At 63.1% G+C, this 26,612-nt stretch carries 25 protein-coding genes; 9 read left to right on the forward strand and 16 right to left on the reverse strand.

The window, feature by feature from the left end; translation table 11 throughout:
- Position 1 precedes the first annotated feature (1 nt).
- From LJX93_RS21905 to LJX93_RS21915, 3 genes are all read left to right on the forward strand, one after another.
- Positions 2 to 1,099, forward strand: coding sequence for a DUF1513 domain-containing protein (locus LJX93_RS21905; protein ID WP_033702801.1), 1,098 nt, complete (start codon positions 2 to 4; stop codon positions 1,097 to 1,099).
- Between the two features lie 283 nt (positions 1,100 to 1,382).
- Positions 1,383 to 2,531 (forward strand): efflux RND transporter periplasmic adaptor subunit, encoded by a 1,149-nt coding sequence (locus LJX93_RS21910; RefSeq protein WP_227696415.1) that lies wholly within the window; start codon positions 1,383 to 1,385, stop codon positions 2,529 to 2,531.
- Positions 2,532 to 2,543: 12 nt separating this feature from the next.
- Positions 2,544 to 5,588 carry a multidrug efflux RND transporter permease subunit gene (locus LJX93_RS21915; protein WP_047582693.1) on the forward strand — a complete coding sequence of 1,015 codons (3,045 nt, stop codon included), beginning with the start codon at positions 2,544 to 2,546 and terminating at the stop codon, positions 5,586 to 5,588.
- 68 nt (positions 5,589 to 5,656) lie between these two features.
- On the opposite strand, the gene LJX93_RS21920 is transcribed toward LJX93_RS21915, so the two are convergent.
- From LJX93_RS21920 to colR, 5 genes are all read right to left on the reverse strand, one after another.
- Complete coding sequence (locus LJX93_RS21920; protein WP_033702804.1) at positions 5,657 to 5,884, reverse strand: hypothetical protein; 228 nt, start codon at positions 5,882 to 5,884, stop codon at positions 5,657 to 5,659.
- Entirely contained in the window at positions 5,881 to 6,582 is a 702-nt protein-coding gene (locus LJX93_RS21925; RefSeq protein ID WP_033702805.1) for a lipopolysaccharide kinase InaA family protein, read from the reverse strand. The genes LJX93_RS21920 and LJX93_RS21925 overlap by 4 nt, the downstream gene beginning before the upstream one ends.
- Positions 6,583 to 6,588: 6 nt before the next feature.
- The gene (locus LJX93_RS21930) at positions 6,589 to 7,269 is read right to left on the reverse strand and encodes a class I SAM-dependent methyltransferase (protein WP_033702806.1); all 681 of its coding nucleotides are present in this window, start codon (positions 7,267 to 7,269) and stop codon (positions 6,589 to 6,591) included.
- Positions 7,270 to 7,376: 107 nt separating this feature from the next.
- Entirely contained in the window at positions 7,377 to 8,687 is a 1,311-nt protein-coding gene (locus LJX93_RS21935; protein WP_033702807.1) for a sensor histidine kinase, read from the reverse strand.
- Entirely contained in the window at positions 8,677 to 9,360 is a 684-nt protein-coding gene (gene colR, locus LJX93_RS21940; RefSeq protein WP_003255215.1) for a two-component system response regulator ColR, read from the reverse strand. Before colR ends, LJX93_RS21935 begins: the two co-directional genes overlap by 11 nt.
- A gap of 181 nt (positions 9,361 to 9,541) precedes the next feature.
- Here colR and LJX93_RS21945 point away from each other — a divergent pair, with 181 nt between their 5' ends.
- Positions 9,542 to 10,270, forward strand: coding sequence for a phosphatase PAP2 family protein (locus LJX93_RS21945; protein WP_033702808.1), 729 nt, complete (start codon positions 9,542 to 9,544; stop codon positions 10,268 to 10,270).
- An 80-nt stretch (positions 10,271 to 10,350) separates the two neighbouring features.
- Here the strand turns inward: LJX93_RS21945 and groL are convergent, their stop codons facing one another.
- The 5 genes from groL to LJX93_RS21970 all read right to left on the reverse strand — a co-directional run bounded on the left by groL (position 10,351) and on the right by LJX93_RS21970 (position 14,953).
- Positions 10,351 to 11,994 carry a chaperonin GroEL gene (gene groL / locus LJX93_RS21950; RefSeq protein WP_033702809.1) on the reverse strand — a complete coding sequence of 548 codons (1,644 nt, stop codon included), beginning with the start codon at positions 11,992 to 11,994 and terminating at the stop codon, positions 10,351 to 10,353.
- Between the two features lie 48 nt (positions 11,995 to 12,042).
- Entirely contained in the window at positions 12,043 to 12,336 is a 294-nt protein-coding gene (locus LJX93_RS21955) for a co-chaperone GroES (protein WP_033702810.1), read from the reverse strand.
- Positions 12,337 to 12,583: 247 nt separating this feature from the next.
- Positions 12,584 to 13,048, reverse strand: coding sequence for an FxsA family protein (locus LJX93_RS21960; RefSeq protein ID WP_033702811.1), 465 nt, complete (start codon positions 13,046 to 13,048; stop codon positions 12,584 to 12,586).
- A 65-nt stretch (positions 13,049 to 13,113) separates the two neighbouring features.
- Positions 13,114 to 13,845, reverse strand: a complete 732-nt coding sequence (locus tag LJX93_RS21965) for a HugZ family protein (RefSeq protein WP_033702812.1) — start codon at positions 13,843 to 13,845, stop codon at positions 13,114 to 13,116.
- A gap of 97 nt (positions 13,846 to 13,942) precedes the next feature.
- Positions 13,943 to 14,953, reverse strand: coding sequence for a DUF481 domain-containing protein (locus tag LJX93_RS21970; protein WP_033702813.1), 1,011 nt, complete (start codon positions 14,951 to 14,953; stop codon positions 13,943 to 13,945).
- Positions 14,954 to 15,104: 151 nt separating this feature from the next.
- On the opposite strand from LJX93_RS21970, the gene LJX93_RS21975 reads away from it, so the two are divergent.
- Positions 15,105 to 15,458, forward strand: coding sequence for an MGMT family protein (locus LJX93_RS21975; protein ID WP_033702814.1), 354 nt, complete (start codon positions 15,105 to 15,107; stop codon positions 15,456 to 15,458).
- Between the two features lie 43 nt (positions 15,459 to 15,501).
- The gene (locus tag LJX93_RS21980) at positions 15,502 to 17,049 is read left to right on the forward strand and encodes an AmpG family muropeptide MFS transporter (RefSeq protein WP_033702815.1); all 1,548 of its coding nucleotides are present in this window, start codon (positions 15,502 to 15,504) and stop codon (positions 17,047 to 17,049) included.
- A gap of 73 nt (positions 17,050 to 17,122) precedes the next feature.
- Here the strand turns inward: LJX93_RS21980 and LJX93_RS21985 are convergent, their stop codons facing one another.
- The 3 genes from LJX93_RS21985 to LJX93_RS21995 all read right to left on the reverse strand — a co-directional run bounded on the left by LJX93_RS21985 (position 17,123) and on the right by LJX93_RS21995 (position 19,936).
- Positions 17,123 to 18,367, reverse strand: coding sequence for an MFS transporter (locus LJX93_RS21985; RefSeq protein ID WP_033702816.1), 1,245 nt, complete (start codon positions 18,365 to 18,367; stop codon positions 17,123 to 17,125).
- Positions 18,368 to 18,493: 126 nt separating this feature from the next.
- On the reverse strand, positions 18,494 to 19,336 hold the full coding sequence (locus LJX93_RS21990) for a mechanosensitive ion channel family protein (protein ID WP_033702817.1): 843 nt from the start codon (positions 19,334 to 19,336) through the stop codon (positions 18,494 to 18,496).
- A gap of 114 nt (positions 19,337 to 19,450) precedes the next feature.
- The gene (locus tag LJX93_RS21995) at positions 19,451 to 19,936 is read right to left on the reverse strand and encodes a YajQ family cyclic di-GMP-binding protein (RefSeq protein WP_033702818.1); all 486 of its coding nucleotides are present in this window, start codon (positions 19,934 to 19,936) and stop codon (positions 19,451 to 19,453) included.
- Positions 19,937 to 20,036: 100 nt separating this feature from the next.
- On the opposite strand from LJX93_RS21995, the gene LJX93_RS22000 reads away from it, so the two are divergent.
- From LJX93_RS22000 to LJX93_RS22010, 3 genes are read left to right on the forward strand one after another with little or no spacing between them, the layout of a single operon-like run.
- A complete protein-coding gene (locus tag LJX93_RS22000) occupies positions 20,037 to 20,954 on the forward strand; it encodes a putative 2-dehydropantoate 2-reductase (RefSeq protein ID WP_033702819.1) in 918 nt (305 codons plus the stop codon).
- 39 nt (positions 20,955 to 20,993) lie between these two features.
- Entirely contained in the window at positions 20,994 to 23,024 is a 2,031-nt protein-coding gene (locus tag LJX93_RS22005; protein WP_227696416.1) for an ATP-binding protein, read from the forward strand.
- Between the two features lies 1 nt (position 23,025).
- Positions 23,026 to 23,592, forward strand: coding sequence for a cob(I)yrinic acid a,c-diamide adenosyltransferase (locus LJX93_RS22010; RefSeq protein ID WP_033702821.1), 567 nt, complete (start codon positions 23,026 to 23,028; stop codon positions 23,590 to 23,592).
- Positions 23,593 to 23,698: 106 nt separating this feature from the next.
- Here LJX93_RS22010 and LJX93_RS22015 read toward each other — a convergent pair whose 3' ends face one another.
- From LJX93_RS22015 to argJ, 3 genes are read right to left on the reverse strand one after another with little or no spacing between them, the layout of a single operon-like run.
- A complete protein-coding gene (locus LJX93_RS22015) occupies positions 23,699 to 24,643 on the reverse strand; it encodes a Nudix family hydrolase (protein ID WP_033702822.1) in 945 nt (314 codons plus the stop codon).
- Positions 24,640 to 25,272, reverse strand: a complete 633-nt coding sequence (locus LJX93_RS22020) for a glutathione S-transferase family protein (RefSeq protein ID WP_033702823.1) — start codon at positions 25,270 to 25,272, stop codon at positions 24,640 to 24,642. Before LJX93_RS22020 ends, LJX93_RS22015 begins: the two co-directional genes overlap by 4 nt.
- Before the next feature lie 52 nt (positions 25,273 to 25,324).
- Complete coding sequence (gene argJ, locus LJX93_RS22025) at positions 25,325 to 26,542, reverse strand: bifunctional glutamate N-acetyltransferase/amino-acid acetyltransferase ArgJ (RefSeq protein WP_227696417.1); 1,218 nt, start codon at positions 26,540 to 26,542, stop codon at positions 25,325 to 25,327.
- Positions 26,543 to 26,612 lie beyond the last annotated feature (70 nt).

Genomic DNA, 26,612 nt, shown 5'->3' on the forward strand with positions numbered 1-26,612 from the left:
CATGCTGCGACGCCAGGCCCTCAAACTCGGTAGTGTATTGCTCAGCGCCCTGACCCTGGGCGGCTGGAGCCTGTTGCGCAACAAAGGCGGCGAACCTCTGCTGCTCTCGGCGCGTGACGACGGCGATGGCAAGCATTATGCCGTCGGGTTTCGCCTGGACGGCACCCAGGTGTTCAGCACACAGGTTGCCCAGCGTTGCCACGCCATCATCAACCACCCCGAGCTGCCCATCGCCCTGTTCGTCGCCCGTCGCCCGGGTACCGAAAGCTACCTGGTCGACCTGCGCGACGGGCGTCTGCTGCAAACCGTGACCTCGCAGCCCAACCGCCACTTCTATGGCCACGCGGTCATCCACAAGGATGGCGAGTGGCTGTACACCACCGAGAACGATACCCGCGACCCTGGGCGCGGCGTGCTCGGCGTCTACCGTTTCGAGGGCGAACGCCTGGTGCACAGTGGCGAGCTCTCGACCCACGGTATCGGCCCGCATGAAGTCGCCTGGCTACCAGACGGCGAGACACTGGTGGTGGCCAACGGCGGCATCCGCACCGAGGCCGAAAGCCGCGTGGAAATGAATCTCGACGCCATGCAACCGAGCCTGGTGCTGATGCAGCGCGACGGCACCCTGCTGAGCAAGGAAACCCTCGCCCAGCAGATGAACAGCGTGCGTCACCTGGCTATTGGCGACGACGGCACCATCGCCGCCTGCCAGCAGTTCATGGGCGACGCCGATGAGACGGCCGAGCTGCTGGCCATCAAGCGCCCGGGCGAGCCGTTCAAGGCCTTCCCGGTGCCGGAGCGGCAGTTGCAGGCCATGGCCCAGTACACCGCCAGCGTTGCCATTCACAGCGACTTGCGACTGGTGGCGCTGACGGCGCCGCGGGCCAACCGCTTGTTCGTCTGGGACCTGGACAGTGGCGCGGTGAAGCTGGATGCACCAATGCCCGATTGCGCTGGGGTGGGTGCGGTGAAAGATGGCTTTGTCGTGACCTCCGGGCAGGGGCGTTGCCGCTTTTACGATTGCCGCAAGGCCGAGCTGATCGGGCAACCGATGCAGCTGCCTTCCGGGTTCTGGGACAACCACCTGCACCTGGCCTGAGGTTCACCCGTGTAGGAGCGGCCTTGCCGGGGCGCCGGACCGGTCGGAAAGGGCTGCGCAGCGGCCCCAGCAATTTTTGCCTGTACGCTCAGATCCTGGGGCTGCTGCGCAGCCCTTTCCGACCGGTCCGGCGCCCCGGCAAGGCCGCTCCTACACAGAGGCGGTGCGAATACATCCCCCATCCTGCCAAAAACAGTCAATACTTGCCCCATCCACACGTGGGCAGGGTCGCCCGTTGTCGTGTCAAAACGAATAACAACCACGTATCCAAGGAACCGGACCTATGCTGCGCCGCCGCATGCTCATCATGTTGGCCGTCGTTCTGCTGATCGTGTTGGCCTTGGGGGGCTACAAGGCCTACTCGATCTACCAGCAGATCCAGGTGTTCACTGCCCCCAAACCGCCCATCACCGTGGCAGCGGCGCTGGCAGAAGAACGCCAGTGGCAAGAGCGCCTGCCCGCCGTCGGCAGCCTCAAGGCATTGCAAGGCGTCGAGCTGAGCCTTGAAGTCGAAGGCATCGTCAAAAGCCTGCACTTCGACTCCGGCCAGAAGGTCAAGGCCGGACAACTGCTGCTGCAACTCAACGACGACCAGGAAACCGCCCTGCTCGGCACCGCCCAGGCCGACCTGGGCCTGGCCAAGGTCGATTTCGGCCGGGGCAGCCAGCTGGTGGTCGACTCGGCCATTTCCCGTGGCGAGTACGATCGCCTCACCGCCCAGTACCGGCGTAATCAGGCAGTGGTCGATCAGCTCAAGGCCTCGAAGACCAAGAAAAGCATCAGTGCCCCCTTCAGCGGCACCATCGGCATCCGCCAGGTCGATGTCGGCGACTACCTGGCAGCCGGCACGGTGATCGCCACCCTGCAAGACCTGTCCAGCCTCTACGTCGACTTCAACGTGCCCGAACAGGCCCTGCCGCACCTGAGCCTGGGCCAGCAGGTACTGCTGCAGGTGGCGGCCTACCCCGGCCAGACCTTCCCCGCCAGCCTCAGCGCCATCAACCCCAAGGTCGAGGAAACCACCCGCAACCTGCTGGCCCGCGCCACCCTGGCCAACCCCGACGGCAAGCTGCTGCCGGGCATGTTTGCCAACTTGCTGATCCTGTTGCCCGACCCGCAGCCACGCGTGGTAGTACCAGAAAGCGCCATCACCTACACCCTGTATGGCAACTCGGTGTATGTCGCCACGCCCAAGCAAGGCGAGGACGGCACCCCAGAGAAAACCGACGATGGCCAACCCCGGCTCAGCGCCGAACAACGCACCGTGCAGACCGGCGAGCGCCGCGACGGCGTGGTGGTGGTCAGCAAGGGCCTGAAGGCTGGCGAGCAGGTGGTCACCGCCGGGCAGCTGAAACTGACCCCGGGCGCGGCGATCCGCATCGGCCAGGACAAGGCGCTCACGCCTGATCACGGCACCTCGCACAACGACTGACAGGAGGCAGGCATGGCGTTCACCGACCCGTTCATCCGCCGCCCGGTCCTGGCCAGCGTCGTCAGCCTGCTGATCTTGCTGCTGGGCTTTCAGGCCTGGAGCAAACTGCAGATCCGCCAGTACCCTCAGATGGAGAACGCCCTCATCACGGTGACCACCGCCTACCCGGGTGCCAACGCCGAAACCATCCAGGGCTATATCACCCAGCCCCTGCAGCAAAGCCTGGCCAGCGCCGAAGGCATCGACTACATGACCTCGGTGAGCCGGCAGAACTTCTCGATCATCTCTATCTATGCGCGCATCGGCGCCGACAGTGACCGTTTGTTCACCGAACTGCTGGCCAAGGCCAACGAGGTGCGCAACAAGCTGCCGCAAGACTCCGAAGACCCGGTGCTGAGCAAGGAGGCCGCCGATGCCTCGGCGCTGATGTACATCAGCTTCTACAGCAAGGAAATGAGCAACCCGCAGATCACCGACTACCTGTCACGCGTGATCCAGCCCAAGCTTGCCACCCTGCCGGGCATGGCCGAGGCCGAGATTCTCGGCAACCAGGTGTTCGCCATGCGCATCTGGATCGACCCGGTGAAGCTGGCCGGCTTCGGCCTCTCGGCAACCGACGTGACCAGCGCCGTGCGCCGCTACAACTTCCTCTCCGCTGCCGGCGAGGTGAAAGGCGAGTACGTGGTCACCAGCATCAATGCCAGCACCGAGCTCAAGTCTGCCGAGGCGTTCGCCGCCCTGCCGGTCAAGACCAGTGGCGACAGCCGGGTGTTGCTGGGTGATGTGGCACGGGTCGAGATGGGCGCAGAAAACTACGACACGGTCAGCTCGTTCGACGGCATCCCCTCGGTGTACATCGGCATCAAGGCCACACCGGCCGCCAACCCGCTGGAAGTGATCAAGGAAGTCCGGCGCATCATGCCGGAGCTTGAGAGCCAGCTGCCCTCGGCGCTGAAGGTGTCGATTGCCTACGATGCCACGCTGTTCATCCAGGCCTCCATCGACGAAGTGATCAAGACCCTCGGCGAGGCGGTGCTGATTGTCATCGTCGTGGTGTTCCTGTTCCTCGGTGCCCTGCGCTCGGTGCTGATCCCGGTGGTGACCATCCCGTTGTCGATGATCGGCGTGCTGTTCTTCATGCAGATGATGGGCTACTCGCTCAACCTGTTGACCCTGTTGGCGATGGTGCTGGCGATCGGCCTGGTGGTGGACGACGCCATCGTCGTGGTGGAAAACATCCACCGGCACATGGAAGAAGGCAAATCGCCGTTCGATGCGGCGCTCGAAGGTGCCCGGGAAATCGCCATGCCGGTGGTCTCGATGACCATCACCCTGGCGGCGGTGTATGCCCCTATCGGCTTTTTGACCGGGCTTACAGGAGCGCTGTTCAAGGAATTCGCGCTGACCCTGGCCGGTGCAGTGATCATCTCCGGCATCGTCGCGTTGACCCTTTCACCCATGATGTGCGCGCTGCTGCTGCGCCCGGAACAGAACGCCACAGGCCTTGCCCACCGCCTCGACCGGCTGTTCGAGCGCCTCAAGGTGCGCTACCAGCGCCTGCTGCACGCCACCCTGAACAGCCGGCCGGTGGTGCTGGTGTTCGCGGTGATCATCCTGTGCCTGATCCCGGTACTGCTCAAGTTCACCCAGAACGAGCTGGCGCCCAACGAGGACCAAGGGGTGATCTTCATGATCAGCAGCTCGCCGCAACCGGCCAACCTCGACTACCTCAATGCCTACACCGACCAGTTCACGCCGCTGTTCAAAGCCTTCCCCGAGTACTACTCGTCGTTTCAGATCAACGGCTTCAACGGTGTGCAGAGCGGCATCGGCGGCTTCCTGCTCAAGCCGTGGAACGAGCGCGAACGTACGCAGATGGAGCTGCTGCCGCTGGTGCAGGCCAAGCTTGAGGAAATCGGCGGCCTGCAGATCTTCGGCTTCAACCTGCCGTCGCTGCCCGGCACCGGTGAGGGCCTGCCGTTCCAGTTCGTGATCAACACCGCCGGGGATTATCCGGCACTGCTGGAAGTGGCCCAGCGCATCAAGGCGCGCGCCCAAGCGTCAGGCAAGTTCGCCTTCCTCGACATCGACTTGGCCTTCGACAAACCTGAGGTGGTGGTCGATATCGACCGCGCCAAAGCGGCGCAGATGGGGGTTTCGATGGACACCCTGGGCGGCACGCTGGCGACCTTGCTGGGCGAGGCGGAAATCAACCGTTTCACCCTGGAGGGCCGCAGCTACAAGGTGATTGCCCAGGTCGAGCGGCCGTACCGCGACAACCCCGGCTGGCTGAACAACTACTACGTGAAGAATGACCAGGGCCAGTTGCTGCCCCTGTCGACCCTGATTACCCTCAGCGACCGCGCCCGCCCGCGCCAGCTCAACCAGTTTCAGCAGTTGAACTCGGCGATCATCCAGGGCGTGCCCATGGTCAGCCTGGGCGAGGCCCTGCAGACCGTGCAGGCCATCGCCCGCGAAGAGGCCCCGGAAGGTTTTGCCTTCGATTATGCCGGGGTGGCACGCCAATACGTCCAGGAAGGCAGCGCCCTGTGGGTGACCTTCGGCCTGGCGCTGGCGATCATCTTCCTGGTGCTGGCCGCGCAATTCGAGAGCTTCCGTGACCCCTTGGTGATTCTGGTGACGGTGCCGTTGTCGATCTGCGGTGCGCTGCTGCCGCTGTTCCTAGGTATCTCCAGCATGAACATCTACACCCAGGTGGGGTTGGTGACCCTGATCGGGCTGATCAGCAAGCACGGTATTCTGATCGTCGAGTTCGCCAACCAGTTGCGCGAAGAAAAAGGCTTGAGCGTGCGCGAGGCGATCGAGGAAGCGGCAGCCATTCGCCTGCGGCCGGTGCTGATGACCACCGCGGCAATGGTGTTCGGCATGGTGCCGTTGATCCTGGCAACCGGTGCGGGGGCGGTGAGCCGGTTCGATATTGGGACGGTGATTGCGACCGGGATGTCGATCGGGACGCTGTTTACCTTGTTTGTGCTGCCTTGCATCTACACCTTGCTGGCACACAAGACGCAAGCCAAGGAAACATCGATCGCCTGAAGCGGCCCCACAAAAAAACCAGAGGCCCCGCGATACGGGGCCTCTGGCTTTTTACACTCAACCAGGGTTCAGCCGAACGGCCGCAACCCCTGACGCAAGCCGAACAGGAACAGCAACAGGTCCTGATCTGGCTTGGCCTGCGCTTGCTGCTTTGCCACCCGCGGCAATGCGCACTGGTCCGCCATCTCGGCCTTGCTGAACACCATCGGCTTCGGCTCTTCCCAGGCGGCCACCGCCACGGTGGTCACGGCCAACCCGGCGACCAGGAACAAAGCTCGAGCGATTTCTAGTTTCATTGCTCTAACCCTTTGACAACGCTGCCAAACGCCATCTGGTAAAAGTAGAGCAATGTTTTCCATTCCGCATCATTCAACGACGAGTGGCGGCGCAGCTGACGCAGGTCGTTACCGGCCGCACGCTGGCAGCTGATACGCCGCCGGCACTTCTCCAGGTCCAGCAGGGCGACTTCGACCCGCGCCTGTTCGCCCTCGCCGATGACCTTGATGAAGACATGCTTGCCATACAGGCAGCCGTGTTGCCAATGCCCCAGGTGCATGCGCGCCAGGTTATCGGCCAGGTCCTTGAGCATGCGCTCATGCACCACCTGCGGATAACGCTCGCGGGCACCCTCGGCATGCCAGGTGTCGAGTTCGATAAAGCCATCCAGCGCTTCGCTGACCAGCAGCGCCCGCCATTGATGATCGGCATCGCGCTCGGCACCACAAAAGACGATGCGCGGTACACGCACACCCAATTGCTCGAAGCTGTTGAGCGCATCGAGTTCACGCAATACGGTCGGCCGGCCAAAAGGGTGCAGCAAGCTGCGGTAGATGTGCCCGACCTGGCGCTTGGCATACAGCAGTTTGCCGCTGGCGTCGTTGAGGCGCTGCACGCCACTCTCGCCACCCCGCCGCTGGTTGGGTTCCTCGACCCACTCACCCTGCTGGCGCCAGTAAAAATCGAACCGCGATTCCCCGTTCCGGGCTACAGCCATCAAACACTACCCCTTGCGCAATACATAGACTCGCCACATGGCATAGAACGGCAGGAAGTCCAAGCGTTCCTGAATTCTGAAGCCGGCTGCCTTGAATTCTTCTTCGACCGTATCCGCTGGTAACACGAAACGGTTCTGGTAATTGTCCTGCTCAGTCTTGGCGCTACGGCGCTGCTCGAGCTTTTTCCGGCGCCAAGCCTTGAAGTTGCCATCAACCCACAGCGACAGGATCACACTATCACGGCTAACCCGTTGAAATTCCGAAAGAATCGTCTTTCTGTGGGCGGCTTCGCCAATGTGGTGGAACAACCGCATGCAAAAAATGCTGTCGACCGAATTGTCCGGCAGGTCGATGGCGAACGCTGACGTCTGCAAGGGCCGTACCCGTGCGACTACCTCTGGCGGTTGCGCGGCACAGGCTGTCTCGATCATCGCCTCGGAGTTGTCGGCACCGATGATCACCCGGTTGGGTTTTTCCGCCAGCAGCGGCCAGAAGCGCCCCGCACCGCAGGGCAGGTCCAGCACCAGGCCCGGCTCACCGGCCAAGGCCAGGGCGCGACGCGCCAACTGCTCGTCACGTTTGTGGGAAAGGCGACGTGCCAGGCCATCCTGATGCTTGAGAAAATATTCGCGCGCGTGTTCTTGGTCGTATTTTTCGGAAAATTCAAGCTTGATGGGGCTACGCATTGGGCATCTCCTGACTCCAGTACGCCCACTTTAGGAAAGCAAGCGTTGGAATCAGGTTATGCCAATGTGAAAAAAGTGTTAGTCCTTTCGGGAGGTATTACCAAACATTACCCAATGAGCGACGAAGGGTCACCCACCTCCACACTTTTGCTGAGGTCCACCTGGAAGCGGCAGCCGTGCGGCAAGGTCGATGTCAGGGTGACCCGCCAGCCCTGGTCGTCACAGATGCGCTGCACCAGTGACAGGCCCAAGCCCAGCCCTTCGCCCCGCCGTTCGGCGCCGCGCACGAAGGGTTTGAACATCGCCTCGCGCTGCTCTTCCGGAATGCCTACACCACTGTCTTCCACGCTGAACCCATTGGCTTCAAGGCTCAGGCGAATGTAACCGCTGTCGGTGTAGTGCGCGGCGTTACGCAGCAGGTTGCCCATCACCGACTGCAGGAAGGTAGCGTTGTACAGCACCGGGCTGGCGCTGACTCGACCATCGAAATAGAGGGTGAGCCCTTTCTGCTCGATGGTATCGCGCCACACGCCGGTGAGTTCGTCGGCCACCTCGCGCAGGGTTGCCTTCGAGGCCACGGCGCCCTCGTCGCGCTGGGCACGGGCCAGCATCAGGAAGGTCTTGACCAGTTCGCGCATCTCCTCGGTAGCCCGGGCGACCCGCTCGACCTGGCTGCGCGCACGCGGGTCCAGTGTCTGGTTTTCCATCAGCAGTTCGCACGACGTGGCCAGCACCATCAACGGCGTGCGCAGTTCGTGGCTGACGTCGCTGGTGAACAGCCGCTCGCGGGTCAAGGCATCGCGCAGACGGCCCAGCGTGTCGTCGAAGGCAACGGCCAACTGGCCGACTTCGTCTGCCGCATAATCGGGCGCCAAGGGCGGCGCCAGGCCGAGCAGCTGGTCACGATGGCGTACCTGACGCGCCAGGCGGATCACCGGCGCCATCACCCTGCGCGCCACCAGCCAGCCAAGGATGACGGCCAGCACCAGGCTGAGCAGAAAGCCCACGACCACCACAGCAAACAGCACGCGCTCGCGCTCTTCGAAATCGCTCTGATCCTGCAATAACACATAACGGCGACCGTCGACGATCTCGACCATCGCGTGGTACGACAGCTGATCGCGAAACACCTCATGGAAGCCGCTGTCGAGATGACGCAAGTCTTTGGGCAACTCGAAATCATCACGCCCGCCGCTGAAATAGAACAGCTGGTCAGGGCGCGGTCGATGGCTCCAGTCGCTCACACTGTCCATGCGCAACAGGCGCTGCAGGTCGCCCCCCAGCACCGTGGAAATCAGCCGCTCTTCAACCAGGTGCACGGTGGCGACGATGCCGAAGGCGAAGGCCCCGGCGACCAGCGCGCTCATTAACGCAAAGGCGATGATGATGCGCTGGGCAAGGCTTTGCTTAAACTCCATCGCGGCCCTCGGCGAGGCGATAGCCGACGCCATGGACGGTATGCAGCAGCGGTTTTTCGAACGGTTTGTCGATCACCTGGCGCAACTGGTGCACATGGCTGCGCAGGCTGTCGCTGTCTGGGCAGTCGTCGCCCCACAGGGCTTCTTCCAGTACCTCGCGACGCAGCACGTGCGGGCTTTTCTGCATCAGCACGGCAAGCAGCTTGAGGCCGACCGGGTTGAGCTTGAGCAGGCGCCCCTGACGCGTGACTTCGAGGGTGTCGAGGTCGTAGCTGAGGTCGGCGACCTGCAAGGTGCGGCGGCCTCCGCCCTGGGCGCGGCGCAGCACCGCTTCGATGCGGGCGGCCAGCTCCGACAGGGCAAAGGGCTTGAGCAGGTAATCGTCGGCCCCGGAGCGGAAGCCTTGCAGGCGGTCGTCCAGTTGATCGCGGGCGGTGAGCATGATCACCGGGGTGTCACGCCGGGCGTCTTCGCGCAGGCGCTTGCACAGGGTGTAGCCATCGATGCCGGGCAGCATGATGTCGAGCACGATCAGGTCGTAATGCTCGGTGGCCGCCAGGTGCAAACCTGACAGGCCGTCCTGGGCGCAGTCGACGGTGTAGCCTTTCATGCCCAGGTAATCAGCCAGGTTGGCAAGGATATCGCGGTTGTCTTCAACCAATAGAATGCGCATCGGGGTCTCCTGTGCGGCGCTTCGCTGTGGTGCGCGGCAGGCGCAGCTTAAGGCCAATGCCTGCACTGTGCCACCCCCAGGCGAAATTCGCCGCCGTTGACAGTTTTTTCACTGATCCTTCACGGACACAGGATAGCGGCCACTCGATAATGCCCGATCTTTTTTGCGCCCTGGAGTCGTCATGCACGAACGTAGCCGCCCTCGCCCGATCAACCTCTGGGTGTACCTGGGCATCCCGCTGGTGACGGCAGTGGCCTTGGTCCTGCTTGAGCTGACCTCGGTCGACATGGACGTGGCCAACCTGTTCTTCGACCCGGCCGCCGGGCAATTCATCGGGCGCCACAGCTACTGGCTGGAGAACGTGCTGCATGACGGGGTCAAGCAGGCGGTGATCCTGCTGGGCTTGCTGGCGTTGCTGACATTTGCCCTGAGTTTCTTCTGGAAACGCTTGTTTGGCTGGCGCCGAGAACTGGGCTGCCTGGTGCTGGCGTTGAGTTTGTCCACAGCGTTCGTCACACCGCTTAAAAAGGTCACCCAGGTACAGTGCCCGTGGAGCCTGAGCCAGTTCGGCGGCAAGGAAACCTACAGCAAGCTGCTGGAGGCGCGGCCCGCTACCGACAAGCCCGGGCTGTGCTGGCCAGGCGGGCATGCCGCGACCGGTTTTTGCCTGTTTGCGCTGTTCTTCGCGCTGCGCGACCGTCGCCCGCGCCTGGCCCGGGTGGCATTGGTGGTAGCAGTGGTGGCCGGTTCAGTGTTGTCGGTTGGGCGGATGATGCAGGGCGCCCACTTTCTGTCGCACAACGTGTGGACCGCGGTGTTCTGCTGGTTGATCGGGTTGGGCTCGTACTACCTGGTTCTGTATCGGCGGGGCATGGTCGAGGCGCCTGCCGCTGAGCGCCGCGTTGCCTGAGTGAGGGGCCGCAGAAGAACGAAAAAGCCCCGGCTCTCGCGAGCCGGGGCTTTTTCATGCTGCTAGGGGGTAAGGCTGGCTTACATCATGCCGCCCATGCCACCCATGCCGCCCATGTCTGGCATACCGCCGCCAGCTGGAGCGTCGCTCGGAGCATCAGCAATCATGGCTTCGGTGGTGATCATCAGACCGCCAATCGAAGCAGCAGCTTGCAGTGCCGAACGGGTGACCTTGGCTGGGTCCAGGATGCCCATCTCGATCATGTCGCCGTACTCACCGGTAGCAGCGTTGTAACCGAAGTTGCCCGAACCCTGCTTGACCTTGTCGGCCACAACGCTTGGCTCGTCGCCGGCGTTGGCAGTGATCTGACGCAGCGGCGATTCAACAGCGCGACGCAGCAGTGCGATACCGACGTTCTGGTCTTCGTTGTCACCTTTGAGGTCAACGATAGCGTTCAGAGCACGTACCAGGGCAACACCACCGCCAGGCACCACGCCTTCTTCAACGGCTGCACGGGTAGCGTGCAGGGCGTCTTCAACGCGTGCTTTCTTCTCTTTCATCTCGACTTCGGTGCCAGCACCGACCTTGATCACGGCAACACCGCCAGCCAGTTTGGCCAGACGCTCTTGCAGCTTCTCACGGTCGTAGTCCGAGGAAGTCTCTTCGATCTGGGCACGGATCTGCTTGACGCGTGCTTCGATCTCGGTGTCGGCGCCAGCGCCGTCGATGATGGTGGTGTTTTCCTTGGACAGGATGACGCGCTTGGCGTTACCCAGGTGCTCCAGGGTAGCGGTTTCCAGGGACAGGCCGATTTCTTCGGAGATGACCTGGCCGCCGGTCAGGACAGCGATGTCCTGCAGCATGGCCTTGCGACGGTCGCCGAAGCCCGGTGCCTTGACCGCAGCAACCTTGACGATGCCGCGCATGTTGTTGACTACCAGGGTAGCCAGCGCTTCGCCTTCAACGTCTTCTGCAACGATCAGCAGCGGACGGCCGGCTTTGGCAACGGCTTCCAGTACTGGCAGCAGCTCGCGGATGTTGGAGATCTTCTTGTCGACCAGCAGCAGCAGCGGGCCTTCCAGCTCGGCAACCATGGTGTCCGGCTTGTTGACGAAGTACGGCGACAGGTAGCCACGGTCGAACTGCATGCCTTCAACGACAGACAGTTCGTTTTCCAGGCCCGAGCCTTCTTCAACGGTGATCACGCCTTCTTTACCGACTTTTTCCATGGCTTCGGCGATGATTTCACCGATGGAGCTGTCGGAGTTGGCGGAGATGGTGCCTACCTGAGCGATGGCCTTGGAGTCGGCGCATGGCTTGGACAGGTTTTTCAGCTCGGCGACGACAGCGGCGGTAGCCTTGTCGATACCGCGCTTCAGGTCCATCGGGTTCATGCCGGCAGCGACGGCTTTCAGGCCTTCGTTGACGATGGACTGAGCCAGAACGGTAGCGGTGGTGGTGCCGTCACCGGCTGCATCGTTGGCCTTGGAAGCGACTTCCTTGACCAGCTGGGCGCCCATGTTCTCGAACGCGTCTTTCAGCTCGATCTCTTTGGCAACGGAAACGCCGTCCTTGGTGATGGTCGGTGCGCCGAAGCTCTTGGCCAGGACCACGTTGCGGCCTTTCGGGCCCAGGGTCGCTTTTACCGCGTCAGCCAGAACGTTGACACCAACCAGCATTTTCTTACGGGCGGAATCGCCGAATTTTACGTCTTTAGCAGCCATGATCGTTTAATCCTTGAAATGCTTTGGAATAACGGGAAGTCGGGGAAATCAGCCTTCGATAACGGCGAGAATCTCGTTCTCGGCCATTACCAGCAGGTCTTCGCCATCGACTTTCACGGTGTTGCTGCCCGAGTAAGGGCCGAAAACCACTTTGTCACCCACTTTCACGGCCAGCGCACGCACTTCGCCATTTTCCAGGATGCGACCGGTGCCGACGGCAACAATTTCGCCGCGGTTAGGTTTTTCAGCGGCCGAACCCGGCAGGACGATACCGCCAGCGGTTTTCGATTCTTCTTCGCTGCGACGGATGACTACGCGGTCATGCAGAGGACGAAGCTTCATTGTCGATCTCTCCCAAATTGTGGTTTTCATCGGCCGGTATCGACACCGGCGGGTTGATGCGGTCCGGCGTTGCCGGGGGTGGCCCGCGCAGGGCGGACCACCTGAGTCATGTCTGGTGTTGCCACCAGAAACCTTGCGGTGACCCATACATGAGGCCGCCATATGCAATTACAAGGCTTGATACGTAAAAATTTTCATCAAAGGCATAACGTGAAAACAACAGGGGCCGCGAAGCGGCCCCGGCAGGTTACTTGTCGCGACGCTCGTATTCGCCCTCGATCACATTCGGCCGGTGGCCGGCGTCACGAGGCGGCTGCGCCTGGAACGGATCGTCCTGAAACGCCCGCTGGCGCAGGGCCTGCTCCTCGGCACGCTGGCGCATCTTGCGCGCGGCCAGGTGACGGGTGAATGGCAACAGGCAAATCAGGCCCAGCACGTCACTGATGAAGCCCGGCAGCAACAGCAGGCCGCCACCCACCGCCATCATCAAACCCTGGAACATGTCCTCAGCGGGCAGTTCGCCGCGCTGCAGGCTTTCACGGGCACGCAGTGCGGTGGCCAGCCCGGCCACCCGCATAACCAGCACACCCAGCGCGGAACCGGCGATGATCAGCAGCAGTGCGGGGAAAAACCCGATCGCCGCGCTGACCTTGACGAAGACGAACAGCTCCAGCACAGGAAACAGCAAAAACAGCAGTAGAAAAGCACGCATCAAAGATTCCTCGACGGAAGAGAACCTCCCAATAAGACCTCAGATGGATGCGCAAGCTTCCAATTTCAACCCTCGACTTCAGCCGCAACCGGCCACTGGTCGGCGTGCGCCAGCAAAACCAGGGCTTCGCGCACTTGTGTCGGCGTATTGCATGGGCTCGGGAACGCCAGCCAATGGACCGCCTGGCCAATGCGCAGGTGCATGCCCTCGCTGTCGATACCGACCATGTGCGCAGGCACAGAGCGTGGCAGCTCGGTCAGTTGGACGTAGTGGGCAATGGCCTTGGCGTGATCGCTGTTCATATGCTCGATCATGCTCGCTTCGGCCTTGCCGGCGAATGGGTTGGCCAAGGTCACCTGGTCAAGCCAGTGGATGGCGCCAAAACCACCGATGTAGCGGTGACGCACCGGCTGCAACACCCAGAAGTCGAAGTCGTGGGCCTTGTGGTAGTTGCCGGCGTCGGGGAAGTAGCGGTAATAGCGCTCGGCGGCGGCTTCGATGGCAGCTTCGTCCACCAGCTTGTGCGCCTCGGCCATGACCGTCAGGCGGCCGACTGCCTGAACATCCTCTGCTTCACGTTCACCAACCAGCAGCGAGCACTTGGGGTCTTTTTGCAGGTTGTGGGTGTGTTGGGCAATGCGGCTGATAAGGATTAGCGGGTTGCCCTGTGCATCCAGGCAATACGGCACGACCGAGCCGAACGGGAAGCCGGGCATGGACTTGGAGTGGGTCGAGAGCACGCCGCGGTATTCCTTGAGCAGCAGTTCCCGGGCGGGGCGGATGGCATTGGTACTCACGAAGGGCGCTCCTGGCAGCGGACTGGATGGGTGACAAGATAAGCATTATCACCCGCCGCCGCCACAGGAGCCGCTGACGCCTACACGGATCGCGTCTTTACCAGGTCACGCCAAAGCCTGCGGTGTAACGGGTTTTGTCCAGGTCACTGTCACGTGTACCGCTGATGATGTCCTTCTCTGCCTTGAGGTTGAGCGAGGCCCATTCGGTGACCTTGTAGCGCAAGCCGATTTCGGCATCCAGCGAGTAGTTGGCCACGCTGCCCAGCGGCTTGGCGACTTCGCCATTGGTGAACAGCTGCACATTCTTGCCGATCAGGTAGCGGGTGTAGTCCCACTTGACCGCCGCGGCATAGAAGTTGTCCTTGGCGCCGTCCTGGTATTCGAAGTCGGTACGGTTGATCAGCGAACCCAGCGAGAACGCGCCCAGCTCGTCGTCCCAGAACTGGTAGCCCGGGCCGGTACCCACGGTGCGCTGGCGGGCCAGGTCCTCGATGCGGTCGCGCTTGTACTCCATGCGGCCCTGCCAGAACCACTTCTCGGTAATGAAGCGGTCAAGGGCGTACTCGGCACTCCAGTTGTCGGTGGTGGTGACGTCGTCCTTGGTCTCGCGGTTGTACTCGCCCTCGGCGTTGTGGCGCCAGCGGCCATGGCGGGCGGTGGTCTTGAAGCTGACGTCGTAGTCGTCGGTGTCATTCTCGGCACGCTTGTAGTCCAGGGCGACGTCGACGTTGCCTTTCCAGACCAGGTCCTCGACCACCGGCTTGGGCTTCATGATCTGCTCGATGCTGGCCAGGTCGACGGTCTTGGGCGCCTCGCCGTTGGCCAGGGTGACCTTGCCGGCTTCGGCGGCTTTCAACGACTTGGCCCGCTCACCGCTGTAGGCATCCTGCTTGACCAGCATTTCCTGGTCGCTTTCCAGGGTCTGGACTTCTTTCCAGTCCAGCGCGATAGACCCGCCATAGGGGGTCTCCAGCAGCAGCTTGCCGCCATCGAAGACTTTGATCTTGCCGCTCAGGCGGTCACCGTTCTTCATCCACACGGTGTCGGCAAACGCGGGCGCGGTGCACAGGGAGGCAGCTAACAGGCACAACAGGGATCTAGAATACATAGGCGGACTACGGGTTCGATTCGTCGAAAAAGCCGGGCATTATCCAGATACGGACAACCAGAGCAAGGAAAGACCGAGCACATGCCGTTGAGTTCAACTCGCATTTGCCTCGCCGCTGGTCCGGTTTCATCCACAAGCCACGGGGTCACTGATGTCTGAGGCATACGGGCACACACTGGAAACACCACAAGCCCGACGAACGGCGCTGTATTCGGTGCTCGGGCAAGTGCCCGCGGGCAAGGTGGTCAGCTACGGCCAGCTTGCCGAGCTAGCCGGCCTTGGCCGCGCGGCACGTTGGGTTGGGCGCACCCTCGGGCAACTGCCAGGCGATACCCGCCTGCCCTGGCACCGGGTACTCGGTGCGGGCGGGCGCCTGAGCCTGGCATTGGGCACGCCGTCAGGCGACGAACAACGGGCGCGGTTGCGCGCAGAAGGCGTGAATGTAACCAATAATCGTGTGGATATGACGCGCCATGGCTGGCGCCCGATGGAGCACAGCGGTTAGAGTGCGCGCTTTGTTTTCGAAAACTTGAGGCAGATGTTGGCCCATGCCCCGTAAAACCTGGCGCGCTGCGCTTGCTGCCTATGCCAGCCCGTCAACCCTGGTACTGCTGCTGCTCGGCTTTGCCGCCGGCCTGCCCTACATGCTGGTGTTCTCGACCCTTTCGGTATGGCTGCGCGAAGCCGGTGTGGCCCGTGAGACCATTGGTTACGCGAGCCTGATCGGCCTGGCCTATGCCTTCAAATGGGTCTGGTCGCCGCTGCTCGATCAATGGCGCCTGCCACTGCTTGGTGGCCTGGGGCGCCGCCGCTCATGGCTGCTGCTGTCCCAGGCGCTGGTGGTGGTCGGGTTGGTCGGCATGAGCCTGTGCGACCCGCAGCAACACCTGTCGTGGCTGATTGCCATGGCCGTTCTCGTGGCGTTTGCCTCGGCTACCCAGGACATCGCCGTCGATGCCTATCGCCTGGAAATTGCCGATGACCAGCGTCAGGCCGCCCTCGCCGCCAGCTACATGGCCGGCTACCGGGTAGCGGCCCTGCTGGCCACGGCAGGCGCGCTGTTCTTCGCCGAATGGTTCGGCTCCACCGGGTTCAGCTACCTGCACAAGGCCTGGGCCGGCACCTACATCATGTTCGCCCTGCTGATGCTGCCCGCGCTGTTCACCACCCTGGTCATGCGTGAACCCTCGGTGCCGCTGCGTACCCAGCTGTCGGCGGCGCGTTATGGCCTGGTCCACCAGCTGGCGTCGGTATTCGTGCTGATCTTGCTGTTGGTGTCGGTGCCTGCCAGCTTCACCCAACTGTTCAATACCGACTGGGCCAGCGTGATCTTCGGTGACGCCACCCCACTGGACCTGCTGCTGGAAGACCGCGCCTTCCTGCGCCTGATTCTGTACGTGCTGCTGACCTGGGCGTGCCTGTCGACCATGGGCCGTCGCGGCCTTGCCCCGGTGCTGACCCCGGTCAACGACTTCATTGCCCGCTACCGCTGGCAGGCCCTGCTGCTGCTGGGGCTGATCGCCACCTATCGCATGTCGGACACGGTCATGGGCGTGATGGCCAACGTGTTCTATATCGACATGGGCTTCACCAAGGACCAGATCGCCAGCGTCAGCAAGATCTTCGGCCTGATCATGACCTTGGTCGGTGCCGGTGTCGGCGGCCTGCTGATCGTGCGTTTCGGCATCATGCCGATCCTGTTCATCGGTGGCGTGGCCTCGGCGGCGACCAACATTCTGTTCCTGATGCTGGCCGACATGGGCCCGAACCTGGACATGCTGGTGGTCACCATCTCGCTGGACAACTTCAGCTCCGGCATGGCCACCTCGGCGTTCGTCGCCTACCTGTCTAGCCTGACCAACCTGAAGTTTTCGGCCACCCAGTACGCGCTGCTCAGCTCGATCATGCTGTTGCTGCCACGGCTGATCGGCGGCTACTCGGGGGTCATGGTGGAGAAGTTCGGTTACCACGACTTCTTCCTGATCACTGCCCTGCTGGGCGTGCCGACGCTGATTCTGATCGCCCTGCAGTGGCGTCAGGAAGCCGGGCCCGGCAAACCGGTGCCCGAGGAGAACCCAGCGGCCGAACGGCCCTGAGGGTACCTCGCCGCCTGTACCGGCCTCTTCGCGGGTGAACCCGCGCCCGCAGAGGCGGTACAGGCGACGAATGCTACTGGGCTACGGCGCCTTCCCCAGACCGCCCACCCACAACGAACCACAACGGCCAGAGCGCCAGCGCCCCCGCCACACTGGCCGCCAAGGCAAAGTGCAGCAAACTGGCACCCGCCCCGATCATCGCCATGACTGCCCCGCCCAGGCCCAGCAAGGCAATGGTGATCATCCCCAGCATGGCCGAGACCAGCCCTTTGCTCTGATCGCTGGCAAACAGCGTCATGCGGTACAGCACGGCGTTGGCCACCCCCAGCCCCAGGGCATACAGCGACATGCCGGCCACCACGCTGGTCACGCTTGGCCAGTACCAAGTCGCCAGCACCATCAGCGACAGGCCCGCCAGGTAGGGCCACAATGCGCCACGCACCAGGGCTGGCAGCGAGTAACGGTCGGCAATACGGTTGATGATCAGGTTGCCGAGAATCAGCCCGCCAAACACCGGCAGCTGCCATAGCGCATATTCCATCGTGCTCAACCCTTCGTCATGGATGAGCAGCACCGGCGACAGGCCGATCCAGCCAATCAAGGGCAGGCCGACCAAGCCCAGGGCGGCGCTACCGGCGACAAAGCGACGGTTGGCCAGCAGCTGGCCGTAGCCAGACAACAACGGCAGCAAATGGATCGGCGTAAAGGGCAGCCGCGAACCGTCGCGCCGCTCCACGCCCAGTGTTTCCGGCATCAACCGGTACAACAGCACCCAGGCCAGCACCGCACCGATGGCAAAGGCCACGAACAGCCAGCGCCAGTCCAGCCATTGCAGCAGCAAGGTGCCCACCAGGGGGCCGAGCAGCGGCGACAGCAGGGCAATGTTGGCCAGCAAGGCCATCATGCGTACTGCGTCGGCTTCGCTGAACGCCTCGTTCAAGGCCGGGTAGCTGACCGTGACGACAAAGCCCAGGCCAATGCCCTGCAACAGGCGCAGCAGGTTGAACAGGCCAATATCGTGCACCCAGAACGTCGCCAGGCACGCCACGCCGAAGAACACGCAACCGCCCAACAGCAGCGGGCGGCGGCCGTAGCGGTCGGCCAGGGGGCCAATCAACCACTGCAGCACCACGCCACCGAGCAGGTACAGGTTCAGGGCGTGGGGGATGTATTCGGGGCTGGCATCGAGGTCGCCGACCACCACGGGCATGGCCGGCATCACAGCATCGCTGGCCAGGTAGGTGAGCAACTCGAACAGGGCCAGGGTCAGGCCGAACAACAGGGCTCGGAGGGGGGTGATGTACAGCAGTGGTTTCATGGTGAATTTCAGCGGGAACAGGTGGGGTCAGCCTGTATGCCAGAAATGGCAGGGCTTGGCTGTGAACAAGTGTAATAGGCGCGGAAAAAGCTGGGGCCGCTGCACGCCCCAGCCTTGAAGCGTTGCTTACTGCGTGGCCGTCTCCTGCACCACACGAATCACCCGCTGCGGAAACGGAATGTCGATACCCTCGGCCTTCAACCGGTCACGGGCATGCTCGTTGAGCATGAACATCACATCCCAGTAGTCCGAGGTCTTGGTCCAGATGCGCAGCGACACGGTGATCGAGCTGTCGCCCAGCGTCGAAATCACTGCCTGCGGCGCCGGGTCGGCCAGCACACGTGGGTCCTGGGCCAGTTCCAGCAGCACATTACGCGCCTTTTGCAGGTCGGCGTCGTAATCCACGCCCACGTCGAATACCACCTTGCGGGTCGGCTGGCGGTTGGTGTTGGTGATGATGCCGTTGGACAAGCTGCCGTTGGGCATGATCACCGTCTTGTTGTCACCCGTGCGCAGCACGGTGTGGAAGATCTGAATGCTGTCCACGGTGCCACTGACACCCTGCGCCTCGATCCAGTCACCAATGCGGAACGGGCGGAACATCAAGATCAGCACGCCACCGGCGAAATTCGCCAGGCTGCCCTGCAAGGCCAGGCCGATGGCCAGGCCCGCGGCACCGATAGCGGCGACGAAGGAGGTGGTCTCGATGCCGATCATCGACGCCACGCTGACGAACAGCAGAATCTTCAGGATGATATTGGCCAGGGTGCTGATGAACCCCTGCAGCGCCAGGTCGGCGTTGCGCAGGCCGACCAGCTTGCCCAGGCGCGCGCTGAGCTTGTTGACGATCCACCAGCCGATGGCCAGGGTCAGCAACGCCAGGCACACCCGGCTGCCGTATTCCATGATCAAGGGGATCCAGGTCTGCGATTGGCGGACCAGCTGATCGACTTCAGCGTTCAAATCCATGTTCATCTCCTGATGCCGAACGGCATGTGCACGGTAAAACTGGCCGCGGGCATTTCCGCGGCCACGGCCCCCATGGACATCATTGCGCCATCGAGGTTCCTGGCAACGCCCCGATCAATCGCGGAAGTTGTTGAACTGCAGCGGCATGTCGAATTCCTTGGCGCGCAGGGCGGCGATCGCCTCTTGCAGGTCGTCACGCTTCTTGCCGGTGACACGCACCTGCTCACCCTGGATGGCGGCCTGAACCTTGAGCTTGGCATCCTTGATGTGAGCGACGATCTTCTTCGCCAGCTCCTTGTCGATGCCCTCGCGGAATTTGGCTTCCTGTTTCATTTCCTTGCCGGACGGGTAGGCGTCCTTGGTTTCCAGGCATTTGACGTCGATCTTGCGCTTGACCAGCGCACCGCGCAGGATCTCGATCATCGCCTCGAGCTGGAATTCGGCTTCGGCGGTCAGCAGCACGGTCTGGTCCTTGTCCTTGAACTCGAAGTTGCCCTTGCCCTTGAGGTCATAACGGCGGTCGAGTTCCTTGACGGCGTTGTCTACAGCGTTCTGCACTTCGTGCTTGTCCAGTTCCGATACCACGTCGAACGAAGGCATGGTTTTTCTCCAAAAATAAAAGCGCGCTCGGCCTGAAGATGGAGCACGCTGAGTTAGACGGTTAAAATGCGGACTCATTATAACGGGTTGCGAAACGCATATGAGCAGCACCTGGCATATTCTCGGCGCGGGTAGCCTGGGCAGCCTCTGGGCTTGCCGCCTGGCGCGCGCGGGCAAGGCGGTACGCTTGATCCTGCGCGACGCGCAACGACTGCAGGCCTATCAGCAGGTAGGCGGCCTGACGTTGCACGAACAGGACACCGCCAACCACTACGCGATCCCCGCCGAAACCGCCGAGGGCGACGGCCCGATCCACCGGCTGCTGGTGGCCTGCAAGGCGTATGACGCCGCACCGGCCATCGCGCGCCTGGCCCCCAGGCTGGCCGACGGCGCCGAGCTGGTGCTGCTGCAGAACGGCCTCGGCAGCCAGGACGAAGTCGCCGACCAGGTCCCCCATGCCCGTTGCATCTTCGCCTCCAGTACCGAAGGGGCTTTTCGCGAGGACGACTGGCAAGTGCGCTTCGCCGGCCATGGCTTCAACTGGCTGGGTGACCCGCTGACGCCGGCGCTCCCGGAATGGTTCGATGACCTGCACGACGCCGGCATCCCGGCCGAATGGACCGTGGATATCCTCACCCGCCTGTGGCGCAAGCTGGCGCTCAATTGCGCGATCAACCCGCTGACGGTGCTGCACGAGTGCCGCAACGGCGGCCTGCTGGAGCACCTGGGCGAAGTGACTGCCCTGTGCGACGAGCTGGCCGAACTGCTGCGTCGCTGTGGCCAACCCCAGGCTGCCGAGGACCTGGACGAAGAAGTGCAACGGGTGATCCTCGCCACCGCCGCCAACTACTCTTCCATGTATCAGGACGTGCGAGCCGGGCGGCGAACCGAGGTCCATTACCTGCTCGGCCACGCCTGCCGCGCTGCCGATCGCCATGGCCTGCAGCTACCGCAGCTGGAACGCCTGCACCGGCGCCTGGTCGATAACCTGCAGGCACGTGGCTTACCCAGCGCCTGACGCTGGCCCTTTCAACCGGAGACGGACATTGCCTTGCCCATGACCCTGCGCCAACGCCTGGAAAACCTCCCGGTCGGGCAAAAGCTGCTGGCGGCCCTGCTGGTGCTGTTGGTGACCATTCTGCTGGTGGCCAACCTGACCTTCATCAGCGCCGCCTACTGGATCACCCAGGAAAGCATGGCGCCGCAGGCCCTGCAGACCATCGGCCGGCTGGTGTCCAACCCACAGCTGGCGACCCGGGCAGGCGACACCCCGGAAACCGCCAGCGCCCTGCTCAAAGAGCTGGACAGCTACACGCCATTACGCGCGGCGGCGGTGTACGGCGGCGATGGCCGCATGCTGGCACAACTCCAGCACGGCGAACCGTTGGCACTGCCCAGGCGCTTTCGCGACATCGACGGCTGGCGCCTGATGGAGTTTCGCAGCACGCAGCTGATACGTATCCCGCGCGACGCCAACCCACCCGCACACCTGCTACTGGTGGCCAGCAGCGAACTGCCCACCGCCTTCTACACCGGCACGCTCAGCGCCAGCCTGGGCATCCTGGTGTTCAGTATCCTGCTGTGGATCGTCGTGGCCCGGCAAATCAAGCGCTTGATCACCCAGCCGATCAACCAGCTCGAAGAACTCAGCCGCCAGGTCACCCGCGAAGAGAGCTACGCCCTGCGTGCCCGGCGCGGCAACGACGACGAAATCGGCAGCCTGGCCGAGGCGTTCAATACCATGCTCTCGCGCATCGAAGCCCGCGAGCAGCAGCTCAAGCGCACCCGCGATGAATTCCAGACCGCCTATGACCAAGCCCAGGGCCTGGCCGAAGAAACGCGTCACACCAACCGCAAGCTGGAGCTGGAAGTCCAGGTGCGCAGCAAGATCGAGAAAAAGCTCACAGGCTTTCAGAATTACCTCAACAGCATCATCGACTCCATGCCCTCGGCCCTGATCGCCCTCGACGAGCAGCTCTACGTCACCCAGTGGAACCACGAGGCGACCGTGCTCTCCGGGACGCCGCTGGACGAGGCCCTGAACCAGCCGATCTTCATCGCCTTCGAGCCGCTCAAGCCGTTCTTGCCGCAGCTCAAGGAAACCGTGGAAAAACACCGGGTGGCGAAAATCGAGCGCGTCACCTGGCCCAAGGGCGATGAACTGCGCCACTACGCCCTGACCTTCTATCCACTGATGGGCGGTGGCGGCCGCGGGGTGGTGATCCGGATCGACGACATCACCCAGCGCCTGTCCCTGGAAGAGATGATGGTGCAGTCAGAGAAAATGCTCTCGGTAGGTGGCTTGGCCGCCGGCATGGCCCACGAGATCAACAACCCGCTGGGGGCCATTTTGCATAATGTGCAGAATATCCGTCGGCGCCTGTCACCGGAGTTACCGCGCAACCAGGAGCAGGCCGAAGAGCTGGGCATCGACCTGCCCACCGTCAACCGCTACCTGGACAGCCGCGAAGTACCGCAGCTGCTCGACGGGATTCAGCAGGCCGGTGCGCGGGCCGCCAAGATCGTCACCCACATGCTCAGTTTCAGCCGCCGCAGCAATCGCCAGCTGGCACCTTGCGACCTGCCGGCACTGATCGACCAGGCCTTGGAGATCGCCAGCAACGACTTCGACCTGGCCATCGGTTTCGACTTCAAGGGCCAGGCCATCGTGCGCCAGTTCGACCCACACCTCGGGCCGGTGCCGTGCACCGCCAACGAGCTGGAACAGGTGCTGCTCAACCTGCTGAAAAACGCTGCCCAGGCCATTCACCTGCGCCCGCAAGCCAGCGAGCCTGGGCGCATCACCCTGCGCACCCGGCTCAACCCGCCCTGGGCCGAAATCCAAGTCGAGGACAACGGCGTGGGCATGCCCGAAGCCGTGCGCAAGCGCACCTTCGAGCCGTTTTTCACCACCAAGGAGATCGGCCAGGGCACCGGCCTGGGCCTTTCGGTCTCGTATTTCATCATCACCAACAACCACAAGGGGCAGATGGAGGTGCAGTCCACGCCCGGCCAGGGCACGTGCTTCACCCTGCGCCTGCCCCTCGGCCAGCCGGCAGCGACGGCACCGAACACCACGGAGGCATGACATGGGCTACCGCCTGTCGAAGATCTACACCCGCACTGGCGACCAGGGCGAAACCGGCCTGGGCGACGGCCGTCGGGTGCCCAAGGACCACCCACGCATTGAAGCGATTGGCGAGGTGGACAGCCTCAACAGCCAGCTGGGGCTGCTGCTGGCAGGGCTAAATGAGCAAGGGCTGGCTGAGGTCAGCGAGGTACTGGCGCCTTGTCAGCACCGCTTGTTCGACCTCGGTGGCGAACTGGCGATGCCCAGTTACCAAGCCTTGAACCTGGCCGAAGTGCAGCGGCTGGAAGCGGCAATCGATGTATGGAACGAGGAGCTGGGGCCGCTGAAGAACTTCATCCTGCCCAGTGGCTCGGCCTTGGTGGCGCAGGCGCATGTGTGCCGTTGCCTGGCGCGCAGCGCAGAGCGCCGCTGCCAGCAGTTGAACGCAGTGGAACCACTGGAGGGGGTGGGGTTGGCGTATATCAATCGGCTGTCGGATCTATTGTTCGTGGCAGCGCGGATCATTGGCCGCCGGCAGGGGGTTGCCGAGGTGCTGTGGCAACCCGCAGAAAAGCCTCAAGGCTGAGAGCGCCAGGGCAGGGCAAGCCCACTCCCACAGGTACTGCGCGATCCTCGTGTGGGAGCGGGCTTGCCCCGCGAATGGGCCGCAAAGCGGCCCCAGTACTGGCGACTCAAATCTCAGGCCAGAACGCCCGAATCCCGGCAACGCCTTGCGCGCCGAATTCCCAAGCGCGCTCACGCTCACCCGGCCCGACACCACCCAGCAAGAACACCGGCCGGCTGAAGCCCGCAATCAACCGTTGCGCCTCATCCCAGCCCAGCGGCACGGCCTCAGGGTGCGTCTGCGTCGCCTGCACCGGTGACAGGGTGACGAAGTCGACCCCCATCTGTTCCGCCAGGGCCAGCTCTTCTGCACTGTGGCAGGACGCCGCCAACCAACGGTGCTCAGGGAATGGCCGCCCCTTGGCCGCATACTTGCGCAGCTGTGCGGCCGTCAGGTGCCAACCCGCAGACGGGAAATCGCCCAGCCACTCCAGCGGCCCCTTGAGCATCAGTTGGGCCTTGCCGCCACACAAGCCAACCGCATCCACCGCCACGTCGCGGTACTTGGGGTCGTACATGTCCGGCGCGCGCAACTGAATCAGGCGTATGCCGCTGGCGACCGCCTTCTGGATGCCCTTGAGCATCTCAGGCACTTCAAGGCCATCGGGGGTGATCAGATACTGGTCCGGCAGGCGCGCGGCGGCGACAATCGGCTTGTTGGCCTCGGGGAAGTCGTACTGCGGCAGTTCGCGGGGTGTTACCCAGGCCAACGGCTGGCCCTCGGCACCATGGGGCTCGCCGGTGAATGCCTCGACCTCGCGAACATCCAGCAACACCTGCTTGTCCGGGTAATCGTGGCTGACCTTGATCAGCGCCCGTGAACGGGTCACTTCGATACCCAGCTCCTCACGAAGCTCGCGGGCCAGCGCCGCTTCGACGCTCTCGCCCTCTTCCACCTTGCCGCCCGGGAATTCCCAAAGGCCGCCCTGGTGCTGGGTATCAGCTCGTCGCGCGATAAGAATGCGGCCATCGGCGCCGCGGATCACTGCGGCCACTACATGAATACGTTTCACCCTGCGCGCTCCGCCAGGCCAGCCTGTTGCCAAGCCTTGAAGGCCGGCCACTGGTAAATGGTCTCGATGTACGTTGCCGCCTCTGCAGGCACCTCAACGCGGTAGGTGCGCAAGCGCACAGCCACCGGGGCGAAGTAGGCGTCGGCCAAGGTCGGCTTGCCGAACAGGAACGGCCCACTGTCTTTGGCAACCAAGCGGCACTCGGACCACAGCGCGACGATACGGTCGATATCGACCTGCACGTCCAGCGGCACGTTCTCCAGGGCTTCATCACGGGCCAGGTCGAACGGCATCGCCCCGCGCAGGGCGAAGAAGCCACTGTGCATCTGCGCGCAGGCCGAACGGGCCTGAGCACGGGCAGCGACATCGGCAGGCCACAGCTGGGCCTCTGGGTGGCGTTCGTTGAGGTATTCGGCGATAGCCAGCGAGTCGGCGATCACACCGTGCTCGGTCTTGAGCAATGGCACCTTGCCGGTGGCCGAGTAAGCGAGCAGGCGTTGGCGGGTGTCGGGCTGGTTGAGTTTGATCAGGGTTTCTTCGTAGGCAACGCCAGCCAGCTCAAGGGCCAGGGCGCCGCGTAGCGACCAGGAGGAATGCAACTTGTCGCCGATGATCAGGTGGTAGCTCATGGTTCGGCTCCATTTGTCTGGGGTTATGGGGCCGCATGCGGCCCCACATGCATCAGGTGCGGTATTCGGCGTTGATCTTCACGTACTCGTGGGACAGGTCGGTGGTCCAGATGGTTTCGCTACACGCACCGCGGCCCAGCTCGATGCGGATGGTGATCTCTTCCTGGGCCATTACCGCCGAACCCTGTGCCTCGGTATAGCTAGGGCTACGGCCGCCCTGGCTGGCGATGCAGACGTTGTCCAGGTAGACGTCGATCAGGCTGACATCCAGCGCCGGCACGCCGGCACGGCCAACGGCCGCCAGGATGCGGCCCCAGTTGGGGTCGGAGGCGAACAGCGCGGTCTTGATCAGCGGCGAGTGAGCCACGGCGTAACCGACGTCCAGGCATTCCTGATGGTTACCCCCGCCGTTGACCTGCACGGTGACGAACTTGGTGGCGCCTTCGCCGTCACGGACGATGGCCTGGGCCACGTCCATGCACACTTCGAATACGGCCTTTTTCAGGGCTTCGAACAGCGCACCGCTGGCTTCGGTGACTTCCGGCAGGTTGGCCTTGCCGGTGGCGATCAGCATGCAGCAGTCGTTGGTCGAGGTGTCGCCATCGATGGTGATGCGGTTGAACGACTTGTTGGCGCCATCGAGCATCAGGTCCTTGAGCACTTGGGGTGCGACCTTGGCGTCGGTGGCGATGTAGCCGAGCATGGTGGCCATGTTCGGGCGGATCATGCCGGCGCCTTTGCTGATGCCGGTAACGGTGACGGTCACGCCATCGTGCTGGAACTGGCGGCTGGCACCCTTGGGCACGGTGTCGGTGGTCATGATGCCGGTGGCGGCTTCAGCCCAGTTGTTTTCCGACAGGTCGTCCAGGGCGGCCTGCAGGGCGCCTTCGATCTTCTCGACTGGCAGCGGCTCGCCGATCACACCGGTGGAAAATGGCAGTACCGACTCGGCCGGCACGCCGGTCAGCTCGGCGAGCTTGGCGCAGGTGCGCTCGGCAGCGGCCAGGCCAGGTGCACCGGTACCGGCGTTGGCGTTGCCGGTGTTGGTCAGCAGGTAACGCACAGTGCCCTGAACGCGCTGCTTGGAGAGGATAACCGGAGCGGCGCAAAAGGCGTTGAGGGTGAACACGCCAGCGACGCTGGAGCCTTCGGCACAGCGCATGACCACCACATCCTTGCGCCCAGGGCGCTTGATGCCGGCAGAAGCGATGCCGAGTTCAAAACCCGGAACCGGGTGCAGGGTGGGCAAAGGACCAAGACCAACAGCCATTAGAGCGCTCCTAGATAAAACGGTTAATGTCGAAAAACGGGGGCGCTTTGCGCCCCATCGCGACACAAGG

Source organism: Pseudomonas sp. HN2-3, from assembly GCF_020691745.1.
Lineage (GTDB): Bacteria > Pseudomonadota > Gammaproteobacteria > Pseudomonadales > Pseudomonadaceae > Aquipseudomonas > Aquipseudomonas capeferrum.

What these genes read in the sequence shown, in the direction of transcription:
- colR (WP_003255215.1), bottom strand. Translation starts at nt 9,360, where the DNA reads ATGCGCATTCTATTGGTTGAAGACAACCGCGATATCCTTGCCAACCTG.
- LJX93_RS22000 (WP_033702819.1), top strand. Translation starts at nt 20,037, where the DNA reads ATGAGCAGCACCTGGCATATTCTCGGCGCGGGTAGCCTGGGCAGCCTC.
- LJX93_RS21995 (WP_033702818.1), bottom strand. Translation starts at nt 19,936, where the DNA reads ATGCCTTCGTTCGACGTGGTATCGGAACTGGACAAGCACGAAGTGCAG.
- LJX93_RS21980 (WP_033702815.1), top strand. Translation starts at nt 15,502, where the DNA reads ATGCCCCGTAAAACCTGGCGCGCTGCGCTTGCTGCCTATGCCAGCCCG.
- LJX93_RS21955 (WP_033702810.1), bottom strand. Translation starts at nt 12,336, where the DNA reads ATGAAGCTTCGTCCTCTGCATGACCGCGTAGTCATCCGTCGCAGCGAA.
- LJX93_RS21915 (WP_047582693.1), top strand. Translation starts at nt 2,544, where the DNA reads ATGGCGTTCACCGACCCGTTCATCCGCCGCCCGGTCCTGGCCAGCGTC.
- LJX93_RS22020 (WP_033702823.1), bottom strand. Translation starts at nt 25,272, where the DNA reads ATGAGCTACCACCTGATCATCGGCGACAAGTTGCATTCCTCCTGGTCG.
- LJX93_RS21930 (WP_033702806.1), bottom strand. Translation starts at nt 7,269, where the DNA reads ATGCGTAGCCCCATCAAGCTTGAATTTTCCGAAAAATACGACCAAGAA.
- LJX93_RS21920 (WP_033702804.1), bottom strand. Translation starts at nt 5,884, where the DNA reads ATGAAACTAGAAATCGCTCGAGCTTTGTTCCTGGTCGCCGGGTTGGCC.
- LJX93_RS21975 (WP_033702814.1), top strand. Translation starts at nt 15,105, where the DNA reads ATGTCTGAGGCATACGGGCACACACTGGAAACACCACAAGCCCGACGA.
- LJX93_RS21970 (WP_033702813.1), bottom strand. Translation starts at nt 14,953, where the DNA reads ATGTATTCTAGATCCCTGTTGTGCCTGTTAGCTGCCTCCCTGTGCACC.
- LJX93_RS21945 (WP_033702808.1), top strand. Translation starts at nt 9,542, where the DNA reads ATGCACGAACGTAGCCGCCCTCGCCCGATCAACCTCTGGGTGTACCTG.
- LJX93_RS21935 (WP_033702807.1), bottom strand. Translation starts at nt 8,687, where the DNA reads ATGGAGTTTAAGCAAAGCCTTGCCCAGCGCATCATCATCGCCTTTGCG.
- LJX93_RS22005 (WP_227696416.1), top strand. Translation starts at nt 20,994, where the DNA reads ATGACCCTGCGCCAACGCCTGGAAAACCTCCCGGTCGGGCAAAAGCTG.
- LJX93_RS21905 (WP_033702801.1), top strand. Translation starts at nt 2, where the DNA reads ATGCTGCGACGCCAGGCCCTCAAACTCGGTAGTGTATTGCTCAGCGCC.
- LJX93_RS21990 (WP_033702817.1), bottom strand. Translation starts at nt 19,336, where the DNA reads ATGGATTTGAACGCTGAAGTCGATCAGCTGGTCCGCCAATCGCAGACC.
- argJ (WP_227696417.1), bottom strand. Translation starts at nt 26,542, where the DNA reads ATGGCTGTTGGTCTTGGTCCTTTGCCCACCCTGCACCCGGTTCCGGGT.
- LJX93_RS21910 (WP_227696415.1), top strand. Translation starts at nt 1,383, where the DNA reads ATGCTGCGCCGCCGCATGCTCATCATGTTGGCCGTCGTTCTGCTGATC.
- groL (WP_033702809.1), bottom strand. Translation starts at nt 11,994, where the DNA reads ATGGCTGCTAAAGACGTAAAATTCGGCGATTCCGCCCGTAAGAAAATG.
- LJX93_RS21925 (WP_033702805.1), bottom strand. Translation starts at nt 6,582, where the DNA reads ATGGCTGTAGCCCGGAACGGGGAATCGCGGTTCGATTTTTACTGGCGC.
- LJX93_RS22010 (WP_033702821.1), top strand. Translation starts at nt 23,026, where the DNA reads ATGGGCTACCGCCTGTCGAAGATCTACACCCGCACTGGCGACCAGGGC.
- LJX93_RS21985 (WP_033702816.1), bottom strand. Translation starts at nt 18,367, where the DNA reads ATGAAACCACTGCTGTACATCACCCCCCTCCGAGCCCTGTTGTTCGGC.
- LJX93_RS21960 (WP_033702811.1), bottom strand. Translation starts at nt 13,048, where the DNA reads ATGCGTGCTTTTCTACTGCTGTTTTTGCTGTTTCCTGTGCTGGAGCTG.